Origin of the sequence: Stappia sp. MMSF_3263 (genome assembly GCF_030733745.1) — a bacterium.
Lineage (GTDB): Bacteria > Pseudomonadota > Alphaproteobacteria > Rhizobiales > Stappiaceae > Stappia.
In genome coordinates, this window is the sequence record NZ_JASHIK010000010.1 from 92,761 (window position 1) to 116,278 (window position 23,518).

22 protein-coding genes are annotated in these 23,518 nt (G+C 67.5%); 13 read left to right on the top strand and 9 right to left on the bottom strand.

Translation table 11 applies throughout. From position 1 onward, the window contains the following. Positions 1–452: 452 nt before the first annotated feature. Positions 453–2,303, bottom strand: a complete 1,851-nt coding sequence (locus RBB46_RS12750; protein WP_306029370.1) for an ABC transporter ATP-binding protein — start codon at positions 2,301–2,303, stop codon at positions 453–455. Positions 2,304–2,519: 216 nt separating this feature from the next. On the opposite strand from RBB46_RS12750, the gene RBB46_RS12755 reads away from it, so the two are divergent. The 3 genes from RBB46_RS12755 to RBB46_RS12765 all read left to right on the top strand — a co-directional run bounded on the left by RBB46_RS12755 (position 2,520) and on the right by RBB46_RS12765 (position 5,196). Further along, positions 2,520–2,981: a tRNA (cytidine(34)-2'-O)-methyltransferase gene (locus RBB46_RS12755; protein WP_306029371.1), complete on the top strand. Its 462-nt coding sequence runs from the start codon at positions 2,520–2,522 to the stop codon at positions 2,979–2,981. A 114-nt stretch (positions 2,982–3,095) separates the two neighbouring features. After that, a complete protein-coding gene (gene hemF / locus RBB46_RS12760) occupies positions 3,096–4,043 on the top strand; it encodes an oxygen-dependent coproporphyrinogen oxidase (RefSeq protein WP_306029372.1) in 948 nt (315 codons plus the stop codon). A gap of 34 nt (positions 4,044–4,077) precedes the next feature. Beyond that, the gene (locus RBB46_RS12765; protein ID WP_306029373.1) at positions 4,078–5,196 is read left to right on the top strand and encodes an AAA family ATPase; all 1,119 of its coding nucleotides are present in this window, start codon (positions 4,078–4,080) and stop codon (positions 5,194–5,196) included. Between the two features lie 35 nt (positions 5,197–5,231). On the opposite strand, the gene RBB46_RS12770 is transcribed toward RBB46_RS12765, so the two are convergent. From RBB46_RS12770 to RBB46_RS12785, 4 genes are read right to left on the bottom strand one after another with little or no spacing between them, the layout of a single operon-like run. Next, the gene (locus RBB46_RS12770) at positions 5,232–6,473 is read right to left on the bottom strand and encodes a CCA tRNA nucleotidyltransferase (RefSeq protein WP_306029374.1); all 1,242 of its coding nucleotides are present in this window, start codon (positions 6,471–6,473) and stop codon (positions 5,232–5,234) included. A gap of 21 nt (positions 6,474–6,494) precedes the next feature. After that, positions 6,495–6,755 (bottom strand): DUF6111 family protein, encoded by a 261-nt coding sequence (locus RBB46_RS12775; RefSeq protein WP_306029375.1) that lies wholly within the window; start codon positions 6,753–6,755, stop codon positions 6,495–6,497. Further along, complete coding sequence (locus RBB46_RS12780; protein WP_306029451.1) at positions 6,755–7,384, bottom strand: CoA pyrophosphatase; 630 nt, start codon at positions 7,382–7,384, stop codon at positions 6,755–6,757. Before RBB46_RS12780 ends, RBB46_RS12775 begins: the two co-directional genes overlap by 1 nt. A 26-nt stretch (positions 7,385–7,410) precedes the next feature. Next, on the bottom strand, positions 7,411–8,058 hold the full coding sequence (locus tag RBB46_RS12785; protein ID WP_336623162.1) for a DUF1285 domain-containing protein: 648 nt from the start codon (positions 8,056–8,058) through the stop codon (positions 7,411–7,413). Between the two features lie 184 nt (positions 8,059–8,242). Here RBB46_RS12785 and RBB46_RS12790 point away from each other — a divergent pair, with 184 nt between their 5' ends. Genes RBB46_RS12790 through RBB46_RS12805 form a run of 4 tightly spaced genes read left to right on the top strand, consistent with a single transcriptional unit; the run spans position 8,243 to position 15,138 of the window. Continuing rightward, a complete protein-coding gene (locus RBB46_RS12790; RefSeq protein WP_306029376.1) occupies positions 8,243–9,247 on the top strand; it encodes a MoxR family ATPase in 1,005 nt (334 codons plus the stop codon). A 9-nt stretch (positions 9,248–9,256) separates the two neighbouring features. Next, positions 9,257–10,216 carry a DUF58 domain-containing protein gene (locus RBB46_RS12795; protein WP_306029377.1) on the top strand — a complete coding sequence of 320 codons (960 nt, stop codon included), beginning with the start codon at positions 9,257–9,259 and terminating at the stop codon, positions 10,214–10,216. Continuing rightward, complete coding sequence (locus tag RBB46_RS12800; protein ID WP_306029378.1) at positions 10,213–13,050, top strand: DUF4159 domain-containing protein; 2,838 nt, start codon at positions 10,213–10,215, stop codon at positions 13,048–13,050. Before RBB46_RS12795 ends, RBB46_RS12800 begins: the two co-directional genes overlap by 4 nt. A gap of 9 nt (positions 13,051–13,059) precedes the next feature. After that, the gene (locus tag RBB46_RS12805; protein WP_306029379.1) at positions 13,060–15,138 is read left to right on the top strand and encodes a hypothetical protein; all 2,079 of its coding nucleotides are present in this window, start codon (positions 13,060–13,062) and stop codon (positions 15,136–15,138) included. A 7-nt stretch (positions 15,139–15,145) separates the two neighbouring features. Here the strand turns inward: RBB46_RS12805 and RBB46_RS12810 are convergent, their stop codons facing one another. Continuing rightward, entirely contained in the window at positions 15,146–15,646 is a 501-nt protein-coding gene (locus tag RBB46_RS12810) for a GNAT family N-acetyltransferase (RefSeq protein ID WP_306029380.1), read from the bottom strand. Between the two features lie 367 nt (positions 15,647–16,013). On the opposite strand from RBB46_RS12810, the gene RBB46_RS12815 reads away from it, so the two are divergent. Then, entirely contained in the window at positions 16,014–16,994 is a 981-nt protein-coding gene (locus RBB46_RS12815; protein ID WP_306029381.1) for a glutathione S-transferase family protein, read from the top strand. Between the two features lie 22 nt (positions 16,995–17,016). On the opposite strand, the gene RBB46_RS12820 is transcribed toward RBB46_RS12815, so the two are convergent. Then, the gene (locus RBB46_RS12820; protein WP_306029382.1) at positions 17,017–17,496 is read right to left on the bottom strand and encodes an NUDIX domain-containing protein; all 480 of its coding nucleotides are present in this window, start codon (positions 17,494–17,496) and stop codon (positions 17,017–17,019) included. Between the two features lie 489 nt (positions 17,497–17,985). Here RBB46_RS12820 and RBB46_RS12825 point away from each other — a divergent pair, with 489 nt between their 5' ends. Next, positions 17,986–18,897 (top strand): metallophosphoesterase, encoded by a 912-nt coding sequence (locus RBB46_RS12825; RefSeq protein WP_306029383.1) that lies wholly within the window; start codon positions 17,986–17,988, stop codon positions 18,895–18,897. A 33-nt stretch (positions 18,898–18,930) separates the two neighbouring features. Here the strand turns inward: RBB46_RS12825 and RBB46_RS12830 are convergent, their stop codons facing one another. Continuing rightward, on the bottom strand, positions 18,931–19,551 hold the full coding sequence (locus RBB46_RS12830; protein ID WP_306029384.1) for a hypothetical protein: 621 nt from the start codon (positions 19,549–19,551) through the stop codon (positions 18,931–18,933). A 146-nt stretch (positions 19,552–19,697) separates the two neighbouring features. Here RBB46_RS12830 and RBB46_RS12835 point away from each other — a divergent pair, with 146 nt between their 5' ends. Next, on the top strand, positions 19,698–20,174 hold the full coding sequence (locus tag RBB46_RS12835; RefSeq protein WP_306029385.1) for a YbaK/EbsC family protein: 477 nt from the start codon (positions 19,698–19,700) through the stop codon (positions 20,172–20,174). Between the two features lie 30 nt (positions 20,175–20,204). On the opposite strand, the gene RBB46_RS12840 is transcribed toward RBB46_RS12835, so the two are convergent. Beyond that, positions 20,205–20,825, bottom strand: coding sequence for a GNAT family N-acetyltransferase (locus tag RBB46_RS12840; protein ID WP_306029386.1), 621 nt, complete (start codon positions 20,823–20,825; stop codon positions 20,205–20,207). A 193-nt stretch (positions 20,826–21,018) separates the two neighbouring features. Here RBB46_RS12840 and aguB point away from each other — a divergent pair, with 193 nt between their 5' ends. From aguB to RBB46_RS12855, 3 genes are all read left to right on the top strand, one after another. Continuing rightward, a complete protein-coding gene (gene aguB, locus RBB46_RS12845; RefSeq protein WP_306029387.1) occupies positions 21,019–21,912 on the top strand; it encodes an N-carbamoylputrescine amidase in 894 nt (297 codons plus the stop codon). 1 nt (position 21,913) lies between these two features. Further along, entirely contained in the window at positions 21,914–23,005 is a 1,092-nt protein-coding gene (gene aguA, locus RBB46_RS12850; RefSeq protein WP_306029388.1) for an agmatine deiminase, read from the top strand. 156 nt (positions 23,006–23,161) lie between these two features. After that, positions 23,162–23,494 carry a hypothetical protein gene (locus tag RBB46_RS12855; RefSeq protein ID WP_306029389.1) on the top strand — a complete coding sequence of 111 codons (333 nt, stop codon included), beginning with the start codon at positions 23,162–23,164 and terminating at the stop codon, positions 23,492–23,494. The last annotated feature ends 24 nt before the right edge of the window (positions 23,495–23,518 follow it).

The following is a 23,518-nucleotide window of genomic DNA, read 5'->3' on the forward strand; positions in this document are numbered from 1 at the left end:
CCGCGACACCGACACGGGGAGTGGACCCCGTGCATCCGCCGGAACGGACGGATTGCATGCGCGACAGGAAAGTTGAAGCCGCCGGCGGTCAGACCGGGCGTGCAGACATGGGAAGAACTGAAGGACGCTCGCTCAGGCGCAGAGCATCATTGGTCCGGTCGCCTGACGGGAGGCGCACATGGCTGCGTGGATCTGAAACACGCGCATTTCGATCATGCGATCCCTCCTCTTCACTGGGTGTGGCGACACTGGACTGGACGGAAACTCCGCCCGCTCGACAAGGACCCGGGGAGGGTCCGCAAAGGGTCATCCGACCGGAGCCGATAACCGATGCCGGCACACTACACGATCACCGGAAGTTGCAAAGCGATAATTCGAACCCGAAGGATCGATCCGGAATCACTGTTGCGTTCATGCAACGTTCTCACCACCGACCGCGCTTGCATGCCGCCTCAGGCGACGTCCTCGGCCAGCAGGAATCCGCCCGACTGGCGCGCCCAGAGATCCGCGTAGAGGCCGCCGCTCCGCAGCAGGTCCTCGTGGTTGCCGTCCTCGACGATGCGCCCCTCGTCCATGACGATCAACCGGTCCATCGCGGCGATGGTGGACAGCCGATGCGCGATGGCGATCACCGTCTTGCCCGCCATCAGCTCGTTGAGACTGTCCTGGATCGCCGCCTCGATCTCCGAATCGAGCGCCGAGGTCGCCTCGTCGAGCACCAGGATCGGGGCGTTCTTCAAAAGCACACGGGCAATGGCGATGCGCTGCCGCTGCCCGCCCGACAGCTTGACCCCGCGCTCGCCCACATGGGCGTCGAAGCCCCTGCGCCCGCGGCTGTCGGCAAGCGCCTCGATGAACTCCAGCGCATGGGCACGCCGCGCCGCTTCCCGCACCAGTTCCTCGCTCGCATCCCGGTGTCCGAGCGCGATGTTGTCGCGGATCGAGCGGTGCAGCAGCGAGGTGTCCTGCGTCACCACGCCGACCTGCCCGCGCAGCGAGGCCTGGGTGACGCCGGAAATATCCTGCCCGTCGACCAGGATGCGACCGCCTTCCAGGTCGTAGAAGCGCAGCAACAAGTTGACCAGCGTCGACTTGCCAGCTCCCGAGCGGCCGACGAGGCCGACCCGCTCTCCCGGCCGGATCGTCGCCGACAGCCGGTCGATCACCCCGCCCGCCTTGCCGTAGTGAAAGCGGATGCCCTCGAACGAGATGCGCCCTTCCGACACCTTCAACTGCGGCGCCTGCGCTGCATCGGGCACCGTCACCGGCCGGGTGATCGTTTCGGCGCTGTCCTGCAGCGTGCCCAGCGCCCGGAACAATCCGTTCAACTGGCCCATCAGGCGGCCGAGCAGGACGTTGAGGCGCAGCACCAGCCCCAGCACCAACGCCACGTCGCCAGTGGTGACGCTGCCCGCCTGCCACGCCAACACGGCAAGCACGCCGATCGCCGCGATCATGACGCCGGAAAGCAGGCTCATCAGGCTGCGTACGGCCGTCAGTGTGCGGGTGAAGCGGCGGATCGCCGCCAGGAAGGTCTCGTAGGCGCCGCGTGTCTCCAGCGCTTCCCGGTCGATATCGCTGAACAGCTTGATCGTCTGGATGTTGCCGTAGGTGTCGACAAATCGCCCGGTCACGCCGGACGAGGCGTGGGCGCTGGCCTTCGCCTGCGCCCGGATGCGCGGCACATAGACGGCCGAGACCCCGGCAAACGCCGCCAGCCAAAGCGCGACGACGACACCGAACAGCGGGTCGAGCCGGCTCACCAGCGCCAGCGTCGAGAGGGCGAAGACGACGATGAACCAGATGATCTGCAGCAGGCTGACCATGAAATCGCCGGCCGCCTGCCCCGACTGCCACACCTTCTGGGAAATCCGGCCCGCGAACTCGTCCTGGAAATAGGCCAGCGACTTGCCGACAACCTGCGCATGCCCCTGCAGGCGCACCAGATTGAAGAAACCGGGAACGATGATCTGCTCCTCGACCAGCGAGGTCAGCGCCGCCACGACCGGGCGCAGCACCAGCACCGTCAGCACCATGGCGACCAGCACCGGCGCGTTGTCGACGAGGAAGTCCGCGCGCGCACCCGACTGCATCATGTCGACCAGATCGCCGACAAAGACATAGAGCGCAGCCTCGATCAGGGCCGTCACGCCGCCCAGCACCAGCATGGCGAGGAACGCCGCCTTCGCCTGGGAGACGAAGAACCAGAGATAGCCGAAGCCCGTCTTCGGCACCGGCCGGTCGGGAAGCGGCTTCAGCGGGTCGAGACGGGACTCGAACCAGGCGAGCAGGCGTTCGAACACGGGCCGATGGTTCCTTTGCCATTACCGGGAGGCGGAGCGGGAGAACAGGTCTGATACGCGCTCGTCGCATCGGCCTGCGGGCCTGGCACACACTGGCGCCGGGCCCGATTACCTTGCAATAAAGGCGTGCCCGCCAAGGATGCGGACATACGCCCGTACCCGCAATCAGCATATGGGGCGCCGCCTCGCGCTTCCAAGCTCCGGACATTTGCAACGATGCCAGACCTCGTTCTCTACCAGCCCGATATCCCGCAGAACACCGGCACGATCCTGCGTCTTGCCGCTTGTCTGGACGTCACCGTTCACGTCGTCGAACCGGCCGGTTTTCCGCTTTCCGACCATGCGCTGAAACGCGCCGGCATGGACTATCTGGAGCGCGTTGCCCTGCACCGCCACGTCACGTTCGAGGCGTTCGAAGCCTGGCGCGGGGCGCAAGAGCGGCGGCTCGTCCTGCTGACAACGGCGGGCAGCGAGCCATACCATCGCTTCGATTTCCGCAAGGACGACCTTCTGCTGCTCGGCCGTGAATCCGCCGGCGTTCCGCCTGCGGTCCACGACACCGCCGATGCGCGCCTCATCATCCCCCTCACCCCCGGCATGCGCTCGCTCAACGTCGCGGTCGCCGGTGCGATGGTGCTCGGGGAGGCCTTGCGCCAGACCGGGAGCTTCCCTTCGTGAGGGCCGCCGCCGGCCGGCGCGGCGGACCGTCGCGACCGCCAGACCTTTTCCCGGGCGTCCGCATCTGCCATGAAGCGGTCGGGTATCACGAATGTGCTGGCGAAGGTGACGGGAATGAGCGGACAGACGGCAGGTGGCAACGGCGAGGCGCGCGGCGGTCCGGTGCCGGCGGATATCGAGACACGCAAGCCGCAGGCCGAAACCTGGTTCCGTGCGCTCCGCGACCGGATATGCGCCGGTTTCGAGGCGATCGAGGATGACGCCGCCGAACATGCAGCCCTTCCCGAGGAGCTTGCCGCCCTTCCCGCCGGGCGCTTCGAGCGCACCCCATGGGAGCGCACCGATTCGACCGGGGCCAAGGGCGGCGGCGGCGTCATGTCGATGATGAAGGGCCGCGTCTTCGAAAAGGTCGGCGTCCATGTCTCGACCGTGCATGGAGAGTTTTCACCCGAATTTCGCGGCCAGATCCCCGGCACCTCTGAAGACCCCCGCTTCTGGGCTTCGGGCATCTCGCTGATCGCCCATCTGCACAATCCGCATGTGCCGGCCGTGCACATGAACACCCGCATGGTCGTCACCACCCGCCAGTGGTTCGGTGGCGGCGCCGACCTCACACCGGTGCTCGACGCCCGCCGCACACAGGAAGACGCGGACACGCTCGCCTTCCATGGCGCCATGCAGGCCGCCTGCGAGGCGCACGAAGTGGCCGATTATCCGCGTTACAAGGCGTGGTGCGACGACTATTTCTTCCTCAAGCATCGCAACGAGGCGCGCGGCATCGGCGGCATCTTCTACGACTATCTCAATTCCGGCGACTGGGACGCGGATTTCGCCTTCACCCAGGCCGTCGGGCTCGCCTTCCTCGACATCTACCCCAAGCTGGTGCGCGCCAACTATCACAAGCCGTGGAACGAGGCTGAGCGCGAGGAACAACTGGTGCGGCGCGGTCGCTATGTCGAATACAATCTGCTCTACGACCGCGGCACGATCTTCGGCCTGAAGACGGGCGGCAATGTCGCCTCGATCCTCTCCTCCATGCCCCCGGTGGTGAAATGGCCCTGAACGGGCCTCGCCCTTCCAGGAAAACGGATCCGCCGTGTCCCTGCCTCCGCTGAGCTCGGTTTCCATCACCAGCTATCGCTCCTTGCGCGCCGTGCACATGCCGGTCGGGGCGCTGAACGTGTTCATCGGCCGGAACGGCACCGGCAAGACCAACCTCTACCGGGCCCTGTCGCTCCTCCAGCAAGCTGCCCTTGGCCGCATCACCCGCGCCATCGCCGAGGAAGGCGGGGTGGAAAGTGTCCTTTGGGCGGGCGAGCGCAAGCGCGGCGCGCCCGTGCGGCTGAGCCTCAAGGCGCGGCTTGGCGATCTTTCCTATGCGATCGAGATCGGTCTGCCCAACAAGGTCACCGAAGCCGCCCTGCCTCTGGAGCCGCTGGTGAAGGAGGAAAGCCTGGCGATCGCCTCGGGCGGGCGCGCCATCGTGCTGATGCAGCGTTCCGGTCCTTCCGTCTGGCTGCGGGCGGCAGGAGGCGAACGGCTGACCTATGACAACGAGGTGCTGGGCTCGGAAACCGCGCTTTTCGCCTTTCGCGACGGCGGCCGCTTCCCCGAGCTCGACATCGTCCGGAGGACACTCTCCGATTGGCGCTTCTATCACGGTTTCCGCACCGATGACGGCTCGCCCCTGCGCCGTCCGGCTCTTGCCCTGACGACCCCGACCCTGTCCTCGGACGGATCGGATCTTGCCGCTGTCTTCGCCACGCTCGCCGAGGTCAGGGCCGACACCATCGATCTTGACGCGGCCATCGACGATGCCTTCCCCGGTGCCCGCCTTGCCGTTGCGGTCGATGCCGGACAGGCGGCGATCTCGATGCGCTTTCCCGACCTCTCCCGCTCGTTCGAGGCGCGTGAACTTTCCGACGGCACGCTCAACTTCCTGGCGCTGGCCGGTGCGCTGCTCGCTTATCGCCTGCCCGCTTTCGTTGCGCTCAACGAGCCGGAGGCAAGCCTGCATCCGGACCTTCTGGAGCCGCTTGCCCGCATCGTCGCGCGGGCCTGCGAGCGCAGCCAGATCTGGATCGTCACCCACTCCGCGACATTTGCCGAGGCCTTGGCCCGCGAGGCGGGCGCCGTGCCCCGCACGATCGTCAAGACCGATGGCGCCACGGAAATCGAAGGCCTGAAGGTAACCGGCGAATTCGCCGAAGAGTGAGCGGCGGCAGCCTTTCGGTCGGCGCCCGCCCGGTTTCAGCCGGCGACCGCCACGTCGAGCAGGGCCGTACGGTCGAGCGCGAAGCCGCTGGCGACCCAGCGTTCCTCCGCCAGCGCCAGCCGGCGGCCGACTTCCGGTCCCGCGGCAACGCCGGCACGGGTCAGGTCGCGGCCGGAGAGTGGAAAGACCGGCGCATCAAGACCGAGAGCCTGTGCCAGGAGTGCCTTGAAAGCCGGATCATCCGGCCCCAACCCGCTGTTCGACCAGGCAAGCAGCACCCCGTCGACGCCTGCCTCGCGGCCAAAGCGGTGGAGGAGTTCAAGCGCCAGCCGCGGGTCGTCTCCCGGCTCCCTGGCCGCACGTCTTTCCGCCAGCCAGCACGAGGCGCCAAAGGCCGCCTTCATCCGTCGGCGCTCCGCATTGGAAAGCCGCAGATGATCGGCAACGATGTCGAGCTCAGCCGCATCTCCGTCGCTGAGCGCGGCGAGCGCCAGCGCCGGATCCCGCGTGTTCGGCGCAAGATGATCAAGTGCCCGCAGCGCACGAAACGGGGCGAGCCCGCCCCGGGTCGCCAGCACCAGCGGCGTCACGCCGGCCTCGGTCATCTCGGCAAGTGTTTCCGCGGCCCGGGGAGCGACGACGAGCTTGCGTATCTCCATGCCGATCCGCTCTGCGGACAAACCGGAGATCCCCCCCTTCAGCTCGGTGGCTGCGGCGCGCCCCCCGGCGTCAAGCGGCCCCTTCCCGTACTGGGCGTGGAACCGGAAGAAACGCAGGATGCGCAGGTAGTCCTCGCGGATCCGGCGATGCGCATCGCCAATGAAGCGGACATGGCGCGCGGCAAGGTCCGGCAAGCCGCCGACCGGATCGAGCACGGTGCCGTCGCGCGCCGCATAAAGCGCGTTCATCGTGAAATCACGCCGCTCTGCGTCACGTTGCCAGTCGCGGCCGAAGCGGACTGTCGCCGAACGCCCGTGCGTCTCGACATCCTCGCGCAGCGTCGTCACCTCATAGGCGGTGCCATGGCTCACCACGGTGATCGTCCCGTGTTCGTAACCGGTCGCAACGGCTTTCAGTCCGGCCGCTTCGGCACGTGCGATAACGTTGTCGGGGATAGCATCGGTGGCGATATCGATATCGGTGACAGGCAGCCCCATCAGCGTATTGCGCACCGCGCCACCGACCACGCGCACGCTGTCGCCGTCACGCTCGATGGCATCGAACGCCGCCTGCAGGCCCGGCTCGTAAAGCCAGAGGGAATCGATACGCGCGGTCATCTGGACGCCGTTTCCCGCGAGCTACTCGAAGTGGCCCGGCACGAATTCGCCATTGCGCAGTTCGGCCGGACGATAGGTCTTGCCCTCCGGCAGGCCCTCGCGTGTCGTCAGCATCACCAGCCCGCCGATCACCAGCACACCGCCGGCGATCACCAGCCAGACCATCGGCCCCTTGCGCCAGTTCTCCGATGTCTGGGCCTTCTTGGTGATGAACAGCCAGATCGCGAAACCGATGAAAGGCAGGGAGAAAAGCAGTAGCTGGGTCAGGATGATACGCAACATCAGCGGCAAACCGTCTCGTACATTAGCCGGAGGATTCCGGCAGTGACGCCCCAGATATAGCGTTCGCCATAGGGCATCGCATAGAAATAGCGCGGCTTGCCGGCAAAGACGCGAGACTGCCGCAAATGGTTGGCGTCGTTCATCAGGAAGGCAAGCGGCACCTCGAAGACATCGGCCACCTCATCGGGATTCGGCACCAGTCGCGCCTCCTGCCCGACAAGGGCGACCACCGGCGCGACACGGTAACCCGATCCGGTCAGGTAGGTGGGCAGAACGCCAAGCGTCTCGACGAAACGCGGATCGAGCCCGATTTCCTCCTCGGCCTCGCGCAGGGCTGCGCCGACCGCACCGTCGTCGTCGGGATCGATCTTGCCGCCGGGCAGGGAGATCTGCCCCGCGTGGCTGGTCAGATGATCGGTGCGTTGAGTGAGTATGACGGTCGCGCCCGCCGGCCGCTCGATCACCGGGATCATCACCGCCGCGTCGCGCGGCGGCCGCTTGGCGAAGGCGAAAGGCCCCAGGTCGGGATTGAGGATGTGATCGCCGACCTCGTCGGTCGCGGGCGAGACCAGCCGCCTGCGCGCCTGATCGGCGAAGGCGCGGGCCGTCAATTGCCCCTCCCCCGTCATCGCGATCCGCTGTTCCACGAAAGCCGTCAAGATGCCTCACCTTTTGTCGCGGTACCGCCGGGCGCGACCGGAAAGAACCGGCCAGCACTCCATGCGCCGGTCAGGGTTTCGCCCGACACCGTATGGTCCTCGAAAAGATCTGCCAGCTGGTACAGCAGGGGCCGCGCGAACAGGGCGTCCAGCCCGCCCCGGACCCTGATATAGGGCTTGAGCCCGCCTGTGCCAGTTTCATCTTCGAAACGAAGGGGATGCTCGGCATCGATTCGCACCACGTCGCCGACATTTGTGCGCACGGTCAGGACCTGCCCGTCGCCCTCACCCTCGGCATGAAGCTCGACCGCCAGGAAAGGGGCATCCTCGACGGTGATCCCCACCTTCTCCACCGGCGTCACCAGGTAGTGACGACCGTCCTCGTCCCGGCGCAGCACCGAGGCGAACAGGCGCACCAATGCCTCCCGACCGATCGGCGAGCCCATGTAGAACCAGCGCCCGTCGGCGGCGATGCGCATGTCGATATCGCCGCAGAAGGGCGGATTCCAGCGCTCCACCGGCGGCGTGCCGCGATTGCTCCCCGCGCGCGCGACCAGATCCGCAAGACCCTCGGGAATTGCATCGGACGCACCCGATTTCCTTCGTGTCGCTGCTTTTTGATCCAATTCCGTTGTCCCCGCCATGATTTGGCCCATACCCTATCATGACATGGGTTACCATCGTCGCGTTGCCAATGTTGAGTCCTGCGCGCCACTGCCCGAAATGTCGCGCCGGCAAGGCAATCCGGGTCACCCGGCGCCGATCAGCCGCAAACGGCCGACAACGGCTGCCATGCGGTCCAAACGAAGCAGGAGGCGTATACCGACCATGAGCGCGATCACCTCACCGGATATCGACCACGAACAGGTTGCCCGCGACGCCGAGACGGCGATGGAAAAGATCGCCGGCGCCCGCAGCGAGGTCGCGCGCGTCATCTACGGTCAGGAAAGCGTCGTCGAGCGGGCCCTCGTCACGCTGCTATCCGGCGGTCACGGGCTGCTGGTCGGCGTACCCGGCCTTGCCAAGACGAAGCTGGTGGAAACGCTCGGCACGGTGCTCGGCCTTGATGCCCGCCGCATCCAGTTCACCCCCGACCTGATGCCCTCCGACATTCTCGGCGCCGAGGTGATGGACCAGGACCGGGACGGCGCCCGCGCCTTCCGCTTCATCAAGGGGCCGATCTTCTCGCAGGTGCTGATGGCCGACGAGATCAACCGCGCCAGCCCGCGCACCCAGTCGGCCCTCCTCCAGGCGATGCAGGAGTACCACGTGACGATCGCCGGGCAGCGCTACGACCTGCCGCGCCCCTTCCATGTGCTGGCGACGCAGAACCCGCTCGAGCAGGAAGGCACCTACCCCCTGCCCGAGGCGCAGCTTGATCGCTTCCTGATGCAGATCGACGTGCACTATCCCGACCGCGAGGCCGAACGCCGCATCCTGATGGAGACCACCGGCGCGCATGACGCCGCCGCCACCGCCGTGATGAACGGCGACGACCTGATCGCCTGCCAGCAGCTGGTGCGCCGCATGCCGGTCGGCGAGAGCGTGGTGGAGGCGATCCTGGAACTCGTCCGCTCCGCTCGTCCGGGCGAAACAGACGATGAGCTGACCGAACTGATCGCATGGGGACCGGGGCCGCGTGCCAGCCAGGCATTGATGCTGACCGTGCGTGCCCGTGCGCTGGTCGACGGCAGGCTGGCGCCCTCGGTGGATGACGTTCTGGCACTGGCCGAACCGATCCTGCAGCACCGCATGGCCCTGACCTTCGGAGCGCGGGCCGACGGCCACACCATCCGCGGTCTCATCGGCCGTCTGAAAAGCCGGATCGGCTAGGAACAGTCCATGGAGGGATTCGCGCGTTTCGGGTTCCAGGCGACACCGGGCAGGCCGGTATCCGGCGAGGAGCAGGGCGAAAGCTGGCCGCAGGTGGTTGCCGGCGCGCGCTCGCTGGCGGATGCCTTGCCCGACCTTTTGGTCGAGGCACGACAGGTCGCCATGACCACCAATGCCGGCTGGCATGGCCGCCGCCGGTCCGGTTCCGGCGAGAATTTCTGGCAGTTCCGTCCGTTTGTCGCCGGCGAACCGGTCAAGCGCATCGACTGGCGCCGCTCCGCCCGTGACGATCATCTCTACGTCCGCGAACGCGAGTGGGAGGCCGCCCATACCGTCTGGCTGTGGGCCGACCTTTCCCCGTCCATGGCCTTCCGGTCGCATCTTTCCAGGACGATCAAGCGCGACCGGGCCCTTGTCCTGCTGCTGGCGCTGGCCGACCTGCTTGCAGAAACGGGCGAGCGCATCGGCCTGCCCGGACTGCGCAAGCCGGTTGCCGACCGCCACGCGGCCGAACGCATCGCCGCGGCCCTCGCCCATGTCACGGACCCGGCCAGCCTGCCCGACCCCCAGGACATCCGCCGTTTCTCCGATGTCGTGCTGATTGGCGACCTGCTCGATCCCGTTGAGGGCACCCTTGCATGGATGCGCAAGGTCGCGGCGTCCGGCGCGCGCGCGCACATGGTCATGGTGCTCGACCCCGTCGAGGAAACCTTCCCCTTCGCCGGCCGCACCGAGTTCCGTGACCCCGAGACCGGCTTCCGCCTGACCAGTGGCAAGGCCGAAGAGTGGAAACGGGCCTATGTCGAGCGGCTCGAGGCGCACCGTGCGGCCATTGGCGATGCCGCCCGCAAGGCCGGCTGGACCTTCCTCGTCCACCACACCGACCGTCCGGCGTCCGAGCCGATGCTGGTGCTGCACAGCCGGCTGAGCGGCATTCCCATGCAGGGCACCAAGGGGGTCGATGCATGACCCCCTTCCTGCCCCTAGGCTTTACCGCGCCGCTTGCCCTTGCCGCCCTGCTGCTGCTGCCGGTCATCTGGTGGCTGCTGCGCCTGATCCCGCCGAGCCCGCGCCGCGTCGCCTTCCCGCCCGCCCGGCTGCTCGCAGACATAGACCGGCGCGAGGAGACCCCCGACAAGAGCCCCCTGTGGCTGACAATCCTGCGCCTGTGCCTTGCCGCCGCGCTGATCTTCGCGCTCGCCGGTCCCGTCTGGCGGCCGAGCGCCGATGCGCCGGCCGGCAACGGGCCGCTCTGGGTCCTGCTCGACAATGGCTGGGCCTCGGCCAAGGCCTGGGAGCGTCAACGCCAGACGGCGGAGCGACTGATCACGGCCGCCGCCGACAGCGGCCGCCCCGTATTGTTCGCGGCAACCGCTGAAGGGCCCGACCAGCCGCTGGTCTCGCAAACGGCCAATGCCGCTCTGGAGCGTCTGCGGGTGCTGGAGCCCCGCTCATGGCCGACCACGCGCGGCGAACTGACGCTGGCGCTGCGCAAGGCAGCGGCAGACCAGCCGCCCGACGCGATCGTCTGGCTGAGCGATGGCATCGCCCGCGAGACGACACCGCGCTTCCTGGAAGACCTTCGCGCCCTTGTCGGCGATGCGGATCTGAGCGTGCTGACCGGCCTGCCGCGTCCAACGGCGCTCGCCGATGCCCGCAACGACATCGATGCGCTGACCGCCGCCGTGCTGCGCGGCGACCCATCGTCCGACAACCTGGTGGTGCGGGCGCTCGATCTGCGCGGACTGGTGCTTGGCGAGGCGACCCCCGTCTTCGAGGGCGACACGGATGTGGGCGAGGTGTCTTTCGACCTGCCGGTCGAGTTGCGCAACGACGTCGCCCGGCTCGAGGTTGCTGGCGAAAACAGCGCCGCCGGCGTCCAGCTGCTGGACGACCGCTGGCAACGGCGCACGGTCGGCCTCGTCTCCGGCGCGTCCGCCGACCAGGCGCAACCCCTGCTGTCGCCGCTCTACTATCTGGACCGCGCGCTGTCGCCCTTTTCGGAGCTGCGCCGGCCACGCAGCGAAAACCTCGACACCGCCCTGCCGGAGCTCATTGACGAAGGCGTTTCCGTTCTGGTGCTCGCCGATGTCGGACGCATGCCGGACGCGGCCCTCGAGCGGGTCCGGGACTGGGTCGAGCAGGGCGGCATACTGGTGCGCTTCGCCGGACCGCGCCTGGCCGGCGGGTCGGACGAGCTGATTCCCACCCCCCTTCGTGCCGGCAACCGGACCCTGGGTGGCAGCCTTTCCTGGGAAGAGCCGCAACCGCTCGCCAGCTTCTCGGACAGCTCCCCCTTCGCCCGCATGCCGGTGCCCGGCGACGTCACCGTCAACCGGCAGGTGCTCGCCGAACCGGGACCGGACCTTGCCGACCGCACCTGGGCAACGCTCGCCGACGGCACACCGCTCGTCACCGCCACCGCGCGCGGGCGCGGCACCGTGGTCCTCTTCCACGTGACGGCCGACACCGGCTGGTCGAACCTGCCGATTTCCGGCAGTTTCGTCGCCATGCTGCGGCGGATCGTCAGCCTCTCCTCGGCCGCTCCCGCCAACGACGAGGCCGGCACGCAGGCCGCCCCGGCCACGGCTGCGGGCGCGACCGATCCCTCGGAAACCCTTTTGCCGCCGGTGCGCCTGCTTGATGGCTATGGCCGGCTCGGCCCGCCATCGACGGCAGCGGTTCCGGTTCCCGCCTCGCAGCAGGACGTCGCCCCGAGCCGGCGCCATCCGCCGGGCCTCTACGGCAGCGACGACGCCTTCCGGGCAATCAACCTTCTCACCGCGCCCGAGCAGGTGATGGAGCTGGACCTCGCGCCGCTCGGCGGCACCGCCCGCGTGACCGGCTATCCGGCATCGGCGGCAACCGACCTGCGTCCCGCGCTGTTCCTGATCGCCCTTTTGCTGCTCTTCGCCGACGCCCTCGCAATGATCTGGCTGCGCGGCGACCGCACGGCGCTTCGCGGCCGGCTGGGCCGGGTCCTGCCCACGGGGCTGGTTCTCGCCTGCGCCATGACGCTCGCCGCCGGCGAACTCCGGGCACAGGAGACTTCCGGAGACCTTGCCGCGTTGGAGGCGACGCTCGACACCCGCCTCGCCTATGTTCTCACCGGTCAGCCGGACCGCGACACGGCCAGCCGCCAGGGCCTGCTCGGGTTGACCCGTTACCTGTCGACCCGCACGGCCCTGGAACCCGAGGCGCCGGTCGGCGTGGACATCGCCAGCGACGAACTGGCATTCTATCCGATCCTCTACTGGCCCATTTCCGCCGACACCGAGCGCCCGTCATCCGAAGCCCTCGCCCGTATCGACACCTACATGCGCAATGGCGGCACGATCCTCTTCGACACGGCCGACCAGCTGTCCGCCGGCATCGGCCTTGGAACCTCGCCTGCCGTCCTGCGCCTGCGCGCCGTGCTCGACGGGCTCGACATGCCCCCGCTGGAGCCGGTCCCGGCCGATCATGTCCTGACCAAGGCCTTCTACCTTCTCGAGACCTTCCCCGGACGCTATTCCGGCGGACCGCTCTGGGTGGAGGCAACCGAGCAGGCGGCCGGGGAACCCGGCAGGCCGGTGCGCGGGGGCGACGGCGTCTCACCCGTTCTCATCACCGGCAACGATTTCGCAGGCGCATGGGCGGTCGACGAGGCCGGCAACTACCTGTTCCCGACGGTGCCGAACGATGCGGTCCAGCGCGAATACGCCTTCCGTGCCGGCGTCAACATCGTCATGTATGCGATGACCGGCAACTACAAGGCCGACCAGGTGCACATCCCCGCCCTTCTCGAACGTCTCGGACAATAGGAGCGACGCGTGATCTGGTCCCTCTCCTTCGCTCCGCTGTTTCCCCTTTGGGTGCTGGTCGCCGCAGCCATTGCCGCGCTCGCGCTTTCGGTTGCCGCCTTCGTCCTGCGCCTGCCCGCATGGCCGCTGCGCGCCCTGGCGATGGCGCTGCTGGTCTTCGCGCTTGCCGGCCCGGCCGTGGAGCGCGAGGACCGCGAGCCGCTGAGCAGCGTCGTGTCGATCGTCGTCGACGAGAGCCAGAGCCAGCGCCTGGGAGATCGCGCCACATCCACCAATGAGGCCCTTGCCGCGCTTGAGCAGCGCTTCGCCGCACTCCCCGGCTACGAGCTGCGCGTCACCCGCGCCGCCCGCGGCGACGGCGCCACGGCGGACGGTACGGCGCTGTTCTCGGCGCTGGCCGACAGCCTCTCCGACGTGCCGCCCGAACGGATCGGCGGCGGCGTCATGATCACCGACGGGCAAGTCCACGACATTCCGGAAAAGGCCGCCGACCTTGGCTTCGATGCACCGCTACATGCGCTTGTGACGGGCGTCGAGGACGAGATCGACCGCCGCCTCGCCATCGCCCGCGCCCCGAAATTCGCCCTTGTCGGCTCCGAACAGGTCGTCACCCTGCAGCTTCAGGACCGCGGCGTGGAGACCGCTGCCGACCGGGTCACCATCACCGTGCGGCGCGACGGCGAGATCGTCACCCAGCAGCGCGCCCAACCCGGCTCGACCATCGACATTCCCGTCACCGTCGCCCATGGCGGCAACAACATCTTCGAATTCTCCGCCGACACGCTGGAGGGCGAACTCACCGAGCTCAACAACCGCGTCGTCGTCACCGTCGAGGGCATTCGCGAGAACCTGCGGGTGCTGCTCGTTTCCGGCAGCCCGCATGCGGGCGAGCGCACCTGGCGCAATCTGCTGAAGTCCGATGCGTCCGTCGACCTTGTCCACTTCACCATCCTGCGTCCGCCCGACAAGCAGGACGGCACGCCGATCAACCAGCTGTCGCTGATCGCCTTCCCGACCCGCGAGCTGTTCTCGGTCAAGATCGACGAGTTCGACCTGATCATCTTCGACCGCTACGAACGGCGCGGCGTGCTGCCGCTGCTCTACTTCGACAACATCGCCCGCTTCGTGCGCGAGGGCGGCGCGGTGCTGGTCGCAGGCGGTCCCGACTATGCCGAGGGCGGCAGCATCTATCGCACGCCGCTGTCGCCCGTGCTGCCGGCCGAGCCGAGCGGCATGATCTACGAGGAACCCTTCCGGGCAGCGATCTCGCAAACCGGCAGCCGCCATCCGGTGACCCGGGGCCTGCCCGGCGGCAACGCGGAGCCGCCGGCCTGGAGCCGCTGGTTCCGCCTCGTCGACGCGACCATCCGCAACGGCGAGACCCTGATGACCGGCGCGGAGGAAAAGCCGCTGCTGGTGCTGAGCCGCGAGGGCGAGGGCCGCGTCGCCGTGCTGCTGTCCGATCACGTCTGGCTGTGGGCGCGCGGCTACGAGGGCGGCGGACCGCATGTGGCGCTGCTGCGCCGCCTCGCCCATTGGCTGATGAAGGAGCCGGATCTCGAGGAAGAGGCCCTGCGGCTCACCTCGCGCGGCGTCGAGGTTATCGCCGAGCGCCAGACGATCGGCGAGAGCGTCAGCGACATGACGCTGACACTGCCGGGCGGCGAGACCCGCAACCTGACGCCGACCGAAGTGTCGCCAGGGCTCTGGCGCGCCAGCGCACCCGCCCCCGACCTGGGCCTTTACTCGGTCGATGACGGAACTCGCAAGGCCCTGGTGCATGTCGGCCCGCCCAATCCGCGCGAGTTCACCGACGTGCTTTCCACCACCGAAACGCTGGCACCGCTTGCCGAGGAAACCGGCGGCAGCGTGCGGCGGCTTGTCGATGCCGGCGGCAACGTGCTGATACCGCGTGTCGTGCCGCTGCGCCGCGCGACAAGCTTTGCCGGAGACGGCTGGATCGGTTTCCGTACCAGCGATGCAAGCGTGCTCAAGGGGATCGACCGCTACCCGCTTTTCGCGGGCCTTCTCGGCCTGGCGCTTCTGCTCGGCGCGGTCTCGCTGCTGTGGTACCGCGAGGGGCGTTGACGCGGTTTCAGCCGCGTCCCCCGCGTGCCTGCCCCACCGGCAGGGGGGAACCCGGCACGAGATTGGCGACAAGCACCCGCGCCGGATCGACCGGGCCCGGCAGCGTGATCGAGCCCGGCGGAACCGGCTCGAACCCGAGCGGGCCGTAATAGGGCGCGTCGCCGACAAGCAGGACGCTGCGTTCGCCGAAGGCCAGCGCCGTCTTCAGCGCCTGGTTCACCAGGAGCCGCCCCAGTCCCTTGTTCTTGAAGGCCGGCGCCACGGCGAGCGGACCGAGCAGTTGCGACGGCGCACCGCCGATGGTGATCGGCGTCAACCAGACCGAGCCGGCAAAGACATCCCCGCTCATGCCGACAAAGCTCAGGCGCGGGTCGTGATCAACGCCTTCACGCAGGCGGAACGCGGTCTTGGCGAAACGGCCAGGGCCGAACGCATCGGCCTGCAGGGCCTCGATGGCGGCAAGGTCTTCGGGGGTTTCGTTCCGGATAAGCCAGGAAAGAGCGAGCATGGTCGGTTCTCGGGATCGGGACGGTCAGGCAGGAAACCGGTGCCTGTCGAACCGTTCCGAGGGATCTTTCGAACCGCTCTACCGGTGTCTCAAGGCACGCGTGTGACGACGCGCGAGGGCTGGCCTCGTCGCAATTCTCGTCGTCGCTGGCGTTCGATCCTGATCATCTTCATCCGGCCTGTCGGGACGCAAGGCGCGCGCCCTTCATCTGGTGCGAGGGCGGTCGGTATCATGCAACACCCGGTCCGTAAAGCGTTTCCTGTGTCTTCGCTCACCGTTCATTCCTGGTGAACGCACCATTCAGGTCGTTGAAGACTGTGCGCCAGGGCCCATCTCCGGGGTACAACAGACACAGGAGGATATCATCATGGGTCAACTCGTCGAAGGCGTCTGGAAGACCGGCTGGATCGACACCAGCTCCAGCGGGGGCCGATTCGTTCGCAAGGAGTCCGTGTTTCGCAACTGGATCACCCCCGACGGGACCGCAGGTCCGACGGGCGAGGCCGGCTTTGCCGCCGAGGCAGGTCGCTATCACCTGATTGTCTCCCTTGCCTGTCCCTGGGCCCACCGGACGCTGGTCTTTCGCAAGCTCAAGCGGCTGGAGGACGTCATCACCGTGTCGGCGGTCGAGCCGCTGATGCTGGAAGATGGCTGGACTTTCTCGGAAGCCGAACCCGAGACCGGCGCTCGCACCGCCTGGCAGGTCTATGTGAAGGCCGACCCCACCTATACCGGCCGCGCCACCGTGCCGATCCTGTGGGACCGCAAGCGGCAGACCATCGTCTCCAACGAATCGGCCGACATCATCCGGATGTTCAATTCGGCGTTCGATGCACTGCCGGGGGTCGATGCAACGCTCGACTTCCATCCGCAGGCGCTGCGCGAGGAGATCGAGCGCGTCAACACCCGCGTCTACGACACGGTCAACAACGGCGTCTACAAGGCCGGCTTCGCGACGACGCAATCGGCCTATGAGGAGGCCGTCGGCAAGCTCTTCGAAAGCCTCGACTGGCTCGAGGAGCGCCTTGGCGGGAGCCGCTACCTGACCGGCGACCGGCTCACCGAAGCCGACTGGCGGCTGTTCACCACCCTGCTGCGCTTCGACCCGGTCTATGTCGGCCATTTCAAGTGCAACATCCGCCGCATCGCCGACTATCCGAACCTCTCCGGCTTCCTGCGCGAACTCTACCAGCAGCCCGGCATTGCCGACACCTGCGACTTCGCCACGATCAAGCAGCACTATTACGGCTCGCACGAGAGCATCAACCCGACGCGGATCGTGCCGGCCGGGCCCGAGCTTGATCTCGACCGGCCCCACGGGCGCGACCGTCTCGGCCGCGCCGCCTGATCCACGCCCCCGCGCGCGGCCGCTACCACAGCGGCGCGACCGCGCTCTCGCCGGCAAGCTCCGCAAGGCGCCGGCGGGTGGCGGGTGTCGTCTCCTCGGGCAGCGCATCGACCGCGAAGAACCGCGCCTCGCGGATCTCGCGGTTCGGCCGTAGTGCGTCATCCGGCACGAGGACAGCCGGAAGCCGGTAAAGGGCAACGTGATCGCGCAGGTGGTCGCGCCGGTTGTGGTAGATGGCAAAGAGTTCCGGCTCCGCGCCCGCGCCCGGCAACACGCCTGTTTCCTCGCGGAGTTCCCGCAAGGCGGCCTCCGCCAGCGTCTCGCCGGCATCCACGGCGCCGCCGGGAAGATACCAACCCCGCAGATAGGTGTGACGGACAAGCAGGACGGCGCCATCCGCGTCCCGCGCGGCAATCCGCACACCGAGTGTCATCGCGCGCTGGTAGCGGGTCGCCGCCAGAGCGAGCCTGCGTATCGCTTTCAGCGGAAGGATGGTCCGCATGCCACTGACCCTCTTCACCGCACCCGGTTTCACCCGTCATGGGATCCGCTCGAAGTCGGGTGCCCGATAACAGATACTTAACCCACCATGCGCGCCGCGCATGGGAGAAATGCCCGAATGGCGCTTGTTCAGGCAGGGGATTCCGGGGATTGTCGCCACGCAGCCGAAGGAGCGACACCCGCATGCGGCGGACCCCCATCGTCTCCAAGCTGCATTCTCGAAGGAGAGAGCCATGTTGTCGGTCCTGTTTCCGACCCGCGCCCGGCGCCGTTACGTTTGGCGGCCGGCCATCGACCTGACCAACCCGCGCATCGCCGCGGTGCTGACCACGTTCAGCGGCAACTGACACGGCCGGCTTTGGCAAGAGCGCATGGCGCCTTGCCGGGACCTCCCGTTCTGCACCGTCCCGAGAGGACGGATGGAAGCGCCCGGACCCGTCCGCGGCGCTTTTTGCTTGACCGGACCCGCATGCTTTCCTGATGTGGGCGCATGTTCCGTCTTGCACATTTCTCCGATCCCCACCTTGGCCCGATGCCCGACGCGAAGTTCCGCGACCTCGTTTCCAAACGGGTGATCGGCTACGTCAACTGGCACCGCTCGCGCGCCCGGACCATGACCGGCGCCTGGCTTCCCGGCCTTGTCGAGGATATCCAGGACAACAGCCCGGATCACATCGCGCTGACCGGCGACCTCGTCAACATCGCGCTGGACCTGGAAATCGCAGCGGCACGGCACTGGCTGGACGACCTCGCCCCGCCCGACCGGCTGACCGTCGTTCCCGGCAATCACGACGCCTATGTGCCAGGCGCCCTGCGCCGTGCCGTCCATGCCTGGGGCCCCTACATGAGCGGCGACGCCGAGACGCCCGACCATTTCCCGTTTGTTCGCCGGCGCGGTCCGCTGGCGCTTGTCGGCGTTTCCAGCGCGCGCGCCAGCGGCCCGTGGTTCGCCACCGGCCGCATCGGCACCGCCCAGACACGCCGGCTGCGGGACTGCCTGGAACGGCTTGGCGAGGAAGGCCTGTTCCGCGTCCTTCTCATCCATCATCCCCCGCAACCGGGGGCAACCGGGTGGAACAAGCGCCTGACCGATGCCTCGCGCGTGCGCGCTGCGGTCAAGCGGGCAGGCTGCGAACTCATCCTGCATGGCCACACCCATCTTGCCACCCGCACCGCCATCGACGGGCCTGCCGGACCGGTGTCGGTGATCGGCGTGCCCTCGGCCTCCAACGGACCGGGGCACAAGCGCCCCGCCGCCCGCTACAACCTGTTCTCGATCGATGGCGCACCGGGCAACTGGCAGTGTGAAATGGAAGAGCGCGGCTTCGTCTCCAAGGCCCCTCGCGAGGAAGCGCAACAGGTCGCGACGATCGCGCGGCACGCGATCGACATTCCCGGATAGGCGAGGCTCAAGGGGAAAAACGGGCCGCAGGCGTCAGTTCAGGGGATTGGCGAACCACGCGTAGCCAACCAGCAGCGCGGCGCCGACCAGAAGGCCGACGGCAAAGGCCGCGAACGGCCCCCACAGCCCGCGCACATGCGGCACGCTGGCCACCGACGGCTGGGTCGGCTGCTGCGGGACAGCCGCGACCGAAGTTTCCGCGCGCGGCGGCTCCTTCAGACGCTTGCTGAGCCAGTCGCCCTCGACGGCGCGCTCTCGCTCCAGCACCCGTTCGGCAATGTATTCGGTGATGCAGTCGGCCATGTCGTCGAGTTCGGGCGTCTCGAGGATCACCGTGCGGCCCAGCCGCGTGTCCTTGAGGAAACGGTAGGTGCGCTTGTCGCGCCCCATCGCCACGTGACCGGTGATATCGATCCAAAGGCGCGGGATGTTGCCCGGCACGATCTGGAACGAGAACTGGTCGTCGTCCTCGGGAACTTCCTTGAAGATGTCCTGCAACTCCTCGGCGAGGAGTTCCAGACGGGCCCTTTCCGATTCCTGCAAGTCCACCACCACGTCGGTGCGCTCGACCTCGGCGAACTTGACCTTCCGGATGGCTTCCCGGAGGCTGCGCACCTTGGCATGCGGCACTACATTGTCACGCGATCTGGTCATACATCGTTCCGTTCGAGGCAGGTAAACGAACCCTTAACAAACATGCTTACCATAGTGCGACTTCGTCCGCAGCCGTCCCGCCCATCAGATCCGATTCGTCCACGAACAAACAACGTTTTATGGTTAACGAGGATTAAGACTTCTCCATGGCAAACAACAGCAGCACGGACCGCGTCCGGGAAGCGGCCGCCAGGGCCGGCCTGGTCATCGACATCGTCGAGATGCCGGCCTCCACCCGAACCGCGGAGGAAGCTGCCGCCGCCTGCGGGTGCCAGGTGGCGGAAATCGTCAAGTCGCTCGTCTTCCTCGGCGAGACGAGCGACGATGTCATCCTGCTTCTCGTCAGCGGCGTGAACCGCGTCGACGAAGCCGCCGTTGCCGCGCGCATCGGCGAAAATCTTGTCCGCCCCAACGGTCGAACCGTGCGCGAGCGCACCGGTTTTGCCATCGGCGGTGTCGCGCCGCTCGGCTATATCGCCGAGACACGCGTTTATATCGATGAGGATCTTATCCGATTCGCCGGGATATGGGCCGCTGCCGGATCGCCAAACAGCGTGTTTGCCACAACTCCTTCAGACCTCGTCAAGGCGACCGGTGCGGCCGTTCTGCGCATGACGGGCTGACGACGCGGCGGATCGGGGCGCAACCCGCCCCTACTCTCCCTCGATCACCGGCACATGCCGCGCCGCCGACATCGGCAACACGCCGGCAAGCCGGGGGTCGTCGGAAATCTCGATCGCCCGCTTGTAGGGCGTGAAGCCGCTGTCTCGGTAAAAGCCCAGCGCCTGCGGGCTGTCGGCGGTGCAGGTGTGGACGAAAAGCCGCGCGGTCTCCGGCCGCGACCAGACTTTCGACAGCGCCTGGTTCATCAGCCAGCGGCCGGCACCGTTGCCGATCTCCTGCGGAACCAGACCGAAATAGGCAAGCTCGACATCGCGCGGATCGCTGAAGTCGAGTTCCAGCAGGCCGACCGGTCCGGCCTCGCCTTTCCTGCGGCAGAAATAGACCTCATGACCGGGCCGGGTGATCTGGGCGAGCAGGTCCGCATCGCTTCCCGTCAACCGACCGAACCACAGCCACTCGTCGCCGATCCGGCGGAACAGGGCGCGGTACTCTTGCGGATCCGGTGTCTCGATACGGTCAAGCGAGAGATCCGGCCGGTCGGCCCGGCGCGGCATCGGCTGCGCTCGCATCTCCAGGTAGGTGACGATTGTGGCCACCTTGCCGGGCGGCAGGTCGGTGTAGCCGGCCAGATCGACGCTGATCGAGGACATCGTGGTTCCTTGTGCAACACATGCGCCGACGCTCCGCCGACCGCTTCTGAGGTAGTCCGTCGAGCGCTGGCGATCAAGCCGGAGATGGGATGGTAGACAGAACGGGAGATCGGGCACGACCCCTGCTTCCGCGATTGGCCTTCAAGACGCCATCCGCTACCCTGAGCCCGACACGCGCCGACCCGGGAACCTCATGAGAAACGTCACGCTTGCCGCCCTGCAGACGGCCTGTACGCCAGATCGCGAAACAAACCTTTCCGCCATGGAGCGACTGGTGCGCGAGGCGGCCGGGCGCGGCGCCGACATCGTGCTGCCGCAGGAGCTTTTCGAGTATCCCTATTTCTGCCAGGATGAGGCGCCGGACCTGCTGCTGCGGGCGCAAGCCGCCGAAGGACATCCGGCGATCGTGCGCATGCAGGCGCTCGCCGCCGAACTTGGCATCGTCATCCCCGTGAGCTTCTACGAGCTTGCCGGTCAGGCCCGCTTCAACTCGATCGCCATCATCGATGCCGACGGACGCAATCTCGGCATCTATCGCAAGAGCCACATCCCGCAGGGCTCGGGCTACCAAGAGAAGTATTATTTCTCCCCCGGCGACACCGGCTTTCGCGTCTGGGACACGAAGGCGGGTCGCATCGGCGTCGGCATCTGCTGGGACCAGTGGTTTCCCGAAACCGCCCGCGCCATGGCATTGATGGGCGCCGAAATGCTGTTCTTCCCCACGGCCATCGGCTCCGAGCTGCTCGATCCGAGTTGGGATTCGGCCGCCCACTGGCAACGGGTCATGCAGGGCCATGCCGGCGCAAACCTGATGCCGCTCGTCGCCTCCAACCGCATCGGCACGGAACCGGGGCGCGGCGACACGGAGCTGGTCTTCTACGGGTCCTCCTTCATCGCGGACGCCACCGGCGCCAAGGTCGCGGAGGCGGACCGGACGCAGGAAGCGGTGCTGACCGCCACCTTCGACCTGGACGCGCTCGCTGCCCTGCGCGCCTCCTGGGGCGTTTTCCGGGACCGGCGGCCGGAACTGTACGGACCGATAGCGACATTAGACGGCTCTGCTGTCGGCACCGGCGGGCGCGGCTAGGATGGACACTCCCCTCGCCTCGACGCCGGCCGATGACGGCTACCGCATGCCGGGCGAGTTCGAGCCCCATTCGGGCTGCTGGATGGCCTGGCCCGAACGACCGGACAACTGGCGCGAGAATGCCCGTCCCGCCCAGGAGGCCTTCGCCGCCGTGGCCGAGGCTATTCATGTCAGCGACCCGGTCACGATTGCCGTCTCCAACGCCGAGCACGACAGGGCGAGAGCCCTGCTGTCGCCGGGTATCCGCCTCGTCCGCCTGCCCTCCAACGACGCATGGATGCGCGATATCGGACCGACCTTCGTCACCGGCGCCAATGGCGGCCTGCGCGCCGTCGACTGGCGCTTCAATGCCTGGGGCGGCGATCATGACGGCCTTTACGACCCTTGGGATCTCGACGATGAGGTCGCTGCGCAGATTGCCCGGATCGAAGGCGTCGAGCGCTACCGCGCGCCCTTCGTGCTGGAAGGCGGAGCGATCCATGTCGACGGCGAGGGCACCGTCTACACCACGGAGGAATGCCTGCTTTCCCCCGGCCGCAACCCGAAGCTCTCGCGCGCCTCGATCGAGGCCGGGCTGAAGCGCTATCTCGGAGCGCGCAAGGTCTTGTGGATCCCGCGCGGCGTTCATCTCGACGAAACGACGGGTCATGTCGACAACCTGATCCATGTCTGCGCGCCGGGTGTCGTGGCGCTGACCTGGACCGACGATCGCACCGATCCGCAGCATGAGCGCTCGCGCGAGGCGTTCGAATGTCTCTCCGCCGCCCGGGACGCACGCGGGCGCGCCATCCGCATCGTCCGCCTGCCGATGCCCGGCCCCCTCACCATGACCAGGGCCGAGGCACAGGGCATCGAGACCGCCGACAACGGCATGGTGCGCGAAGGAGGCGAACGGCTCGCCGGCAGCTACGCGAATTTCTACATCGCCAACACGCGGGTGGTGTTTCCCCTGCTCGACGAGCGCAACGACGCCACCGCCGCCGCGATCCTCGCCGGCCTCTTCCCCGACCGCCAGATAGTCGGCGTTCCCGGGCGCGAGATCCTGCTCGGCGGCGGCAACATCCACTGCATCACCCAGCAGGTGCCTGCCTGAACTGGGCTCGCGCGGCCCTCCTGCGCTCAATTCGTCGCATTCCGCAATACTTCACTGGCCGTAGGCGAAACCGCTAAGAAGTTGTTAACCCCGTTGGGGCGACACTGGCTCCAAATAGCCGGTACTCGCGCACGATCAGGGACTCTTTCCACCGCCATGGCTCTCATCGGAAAATCTTTTGGCCGCGGCTTCGGCAGTACCAAGAAGGTGTCCGCCTACCAGCAGATGCAGCAGTGGAAGGCCAAGCAGAAGGCCCATTCCCAGAAGTTCCTGAACCAGCAGGCCGTCGCCAGCAACGTCTTCGCCGTCGGCGTCAGCGAGACCCAGACGGCCACGGAAATGCTATTCAACAATGTCGCCCAGCGCGTCAAGAACGAGGCCAAGGCCAAGATCGCCCAGCAGAACGGCGCGATCGACCAGGCCATCGAAAGCCTCGATTCCGCCAAGACCGGCGACAAGAAGACCGAAGGCGTCGACATCAAGGTCTGAGCGCTCGTTCCCCCAAACCCTCGT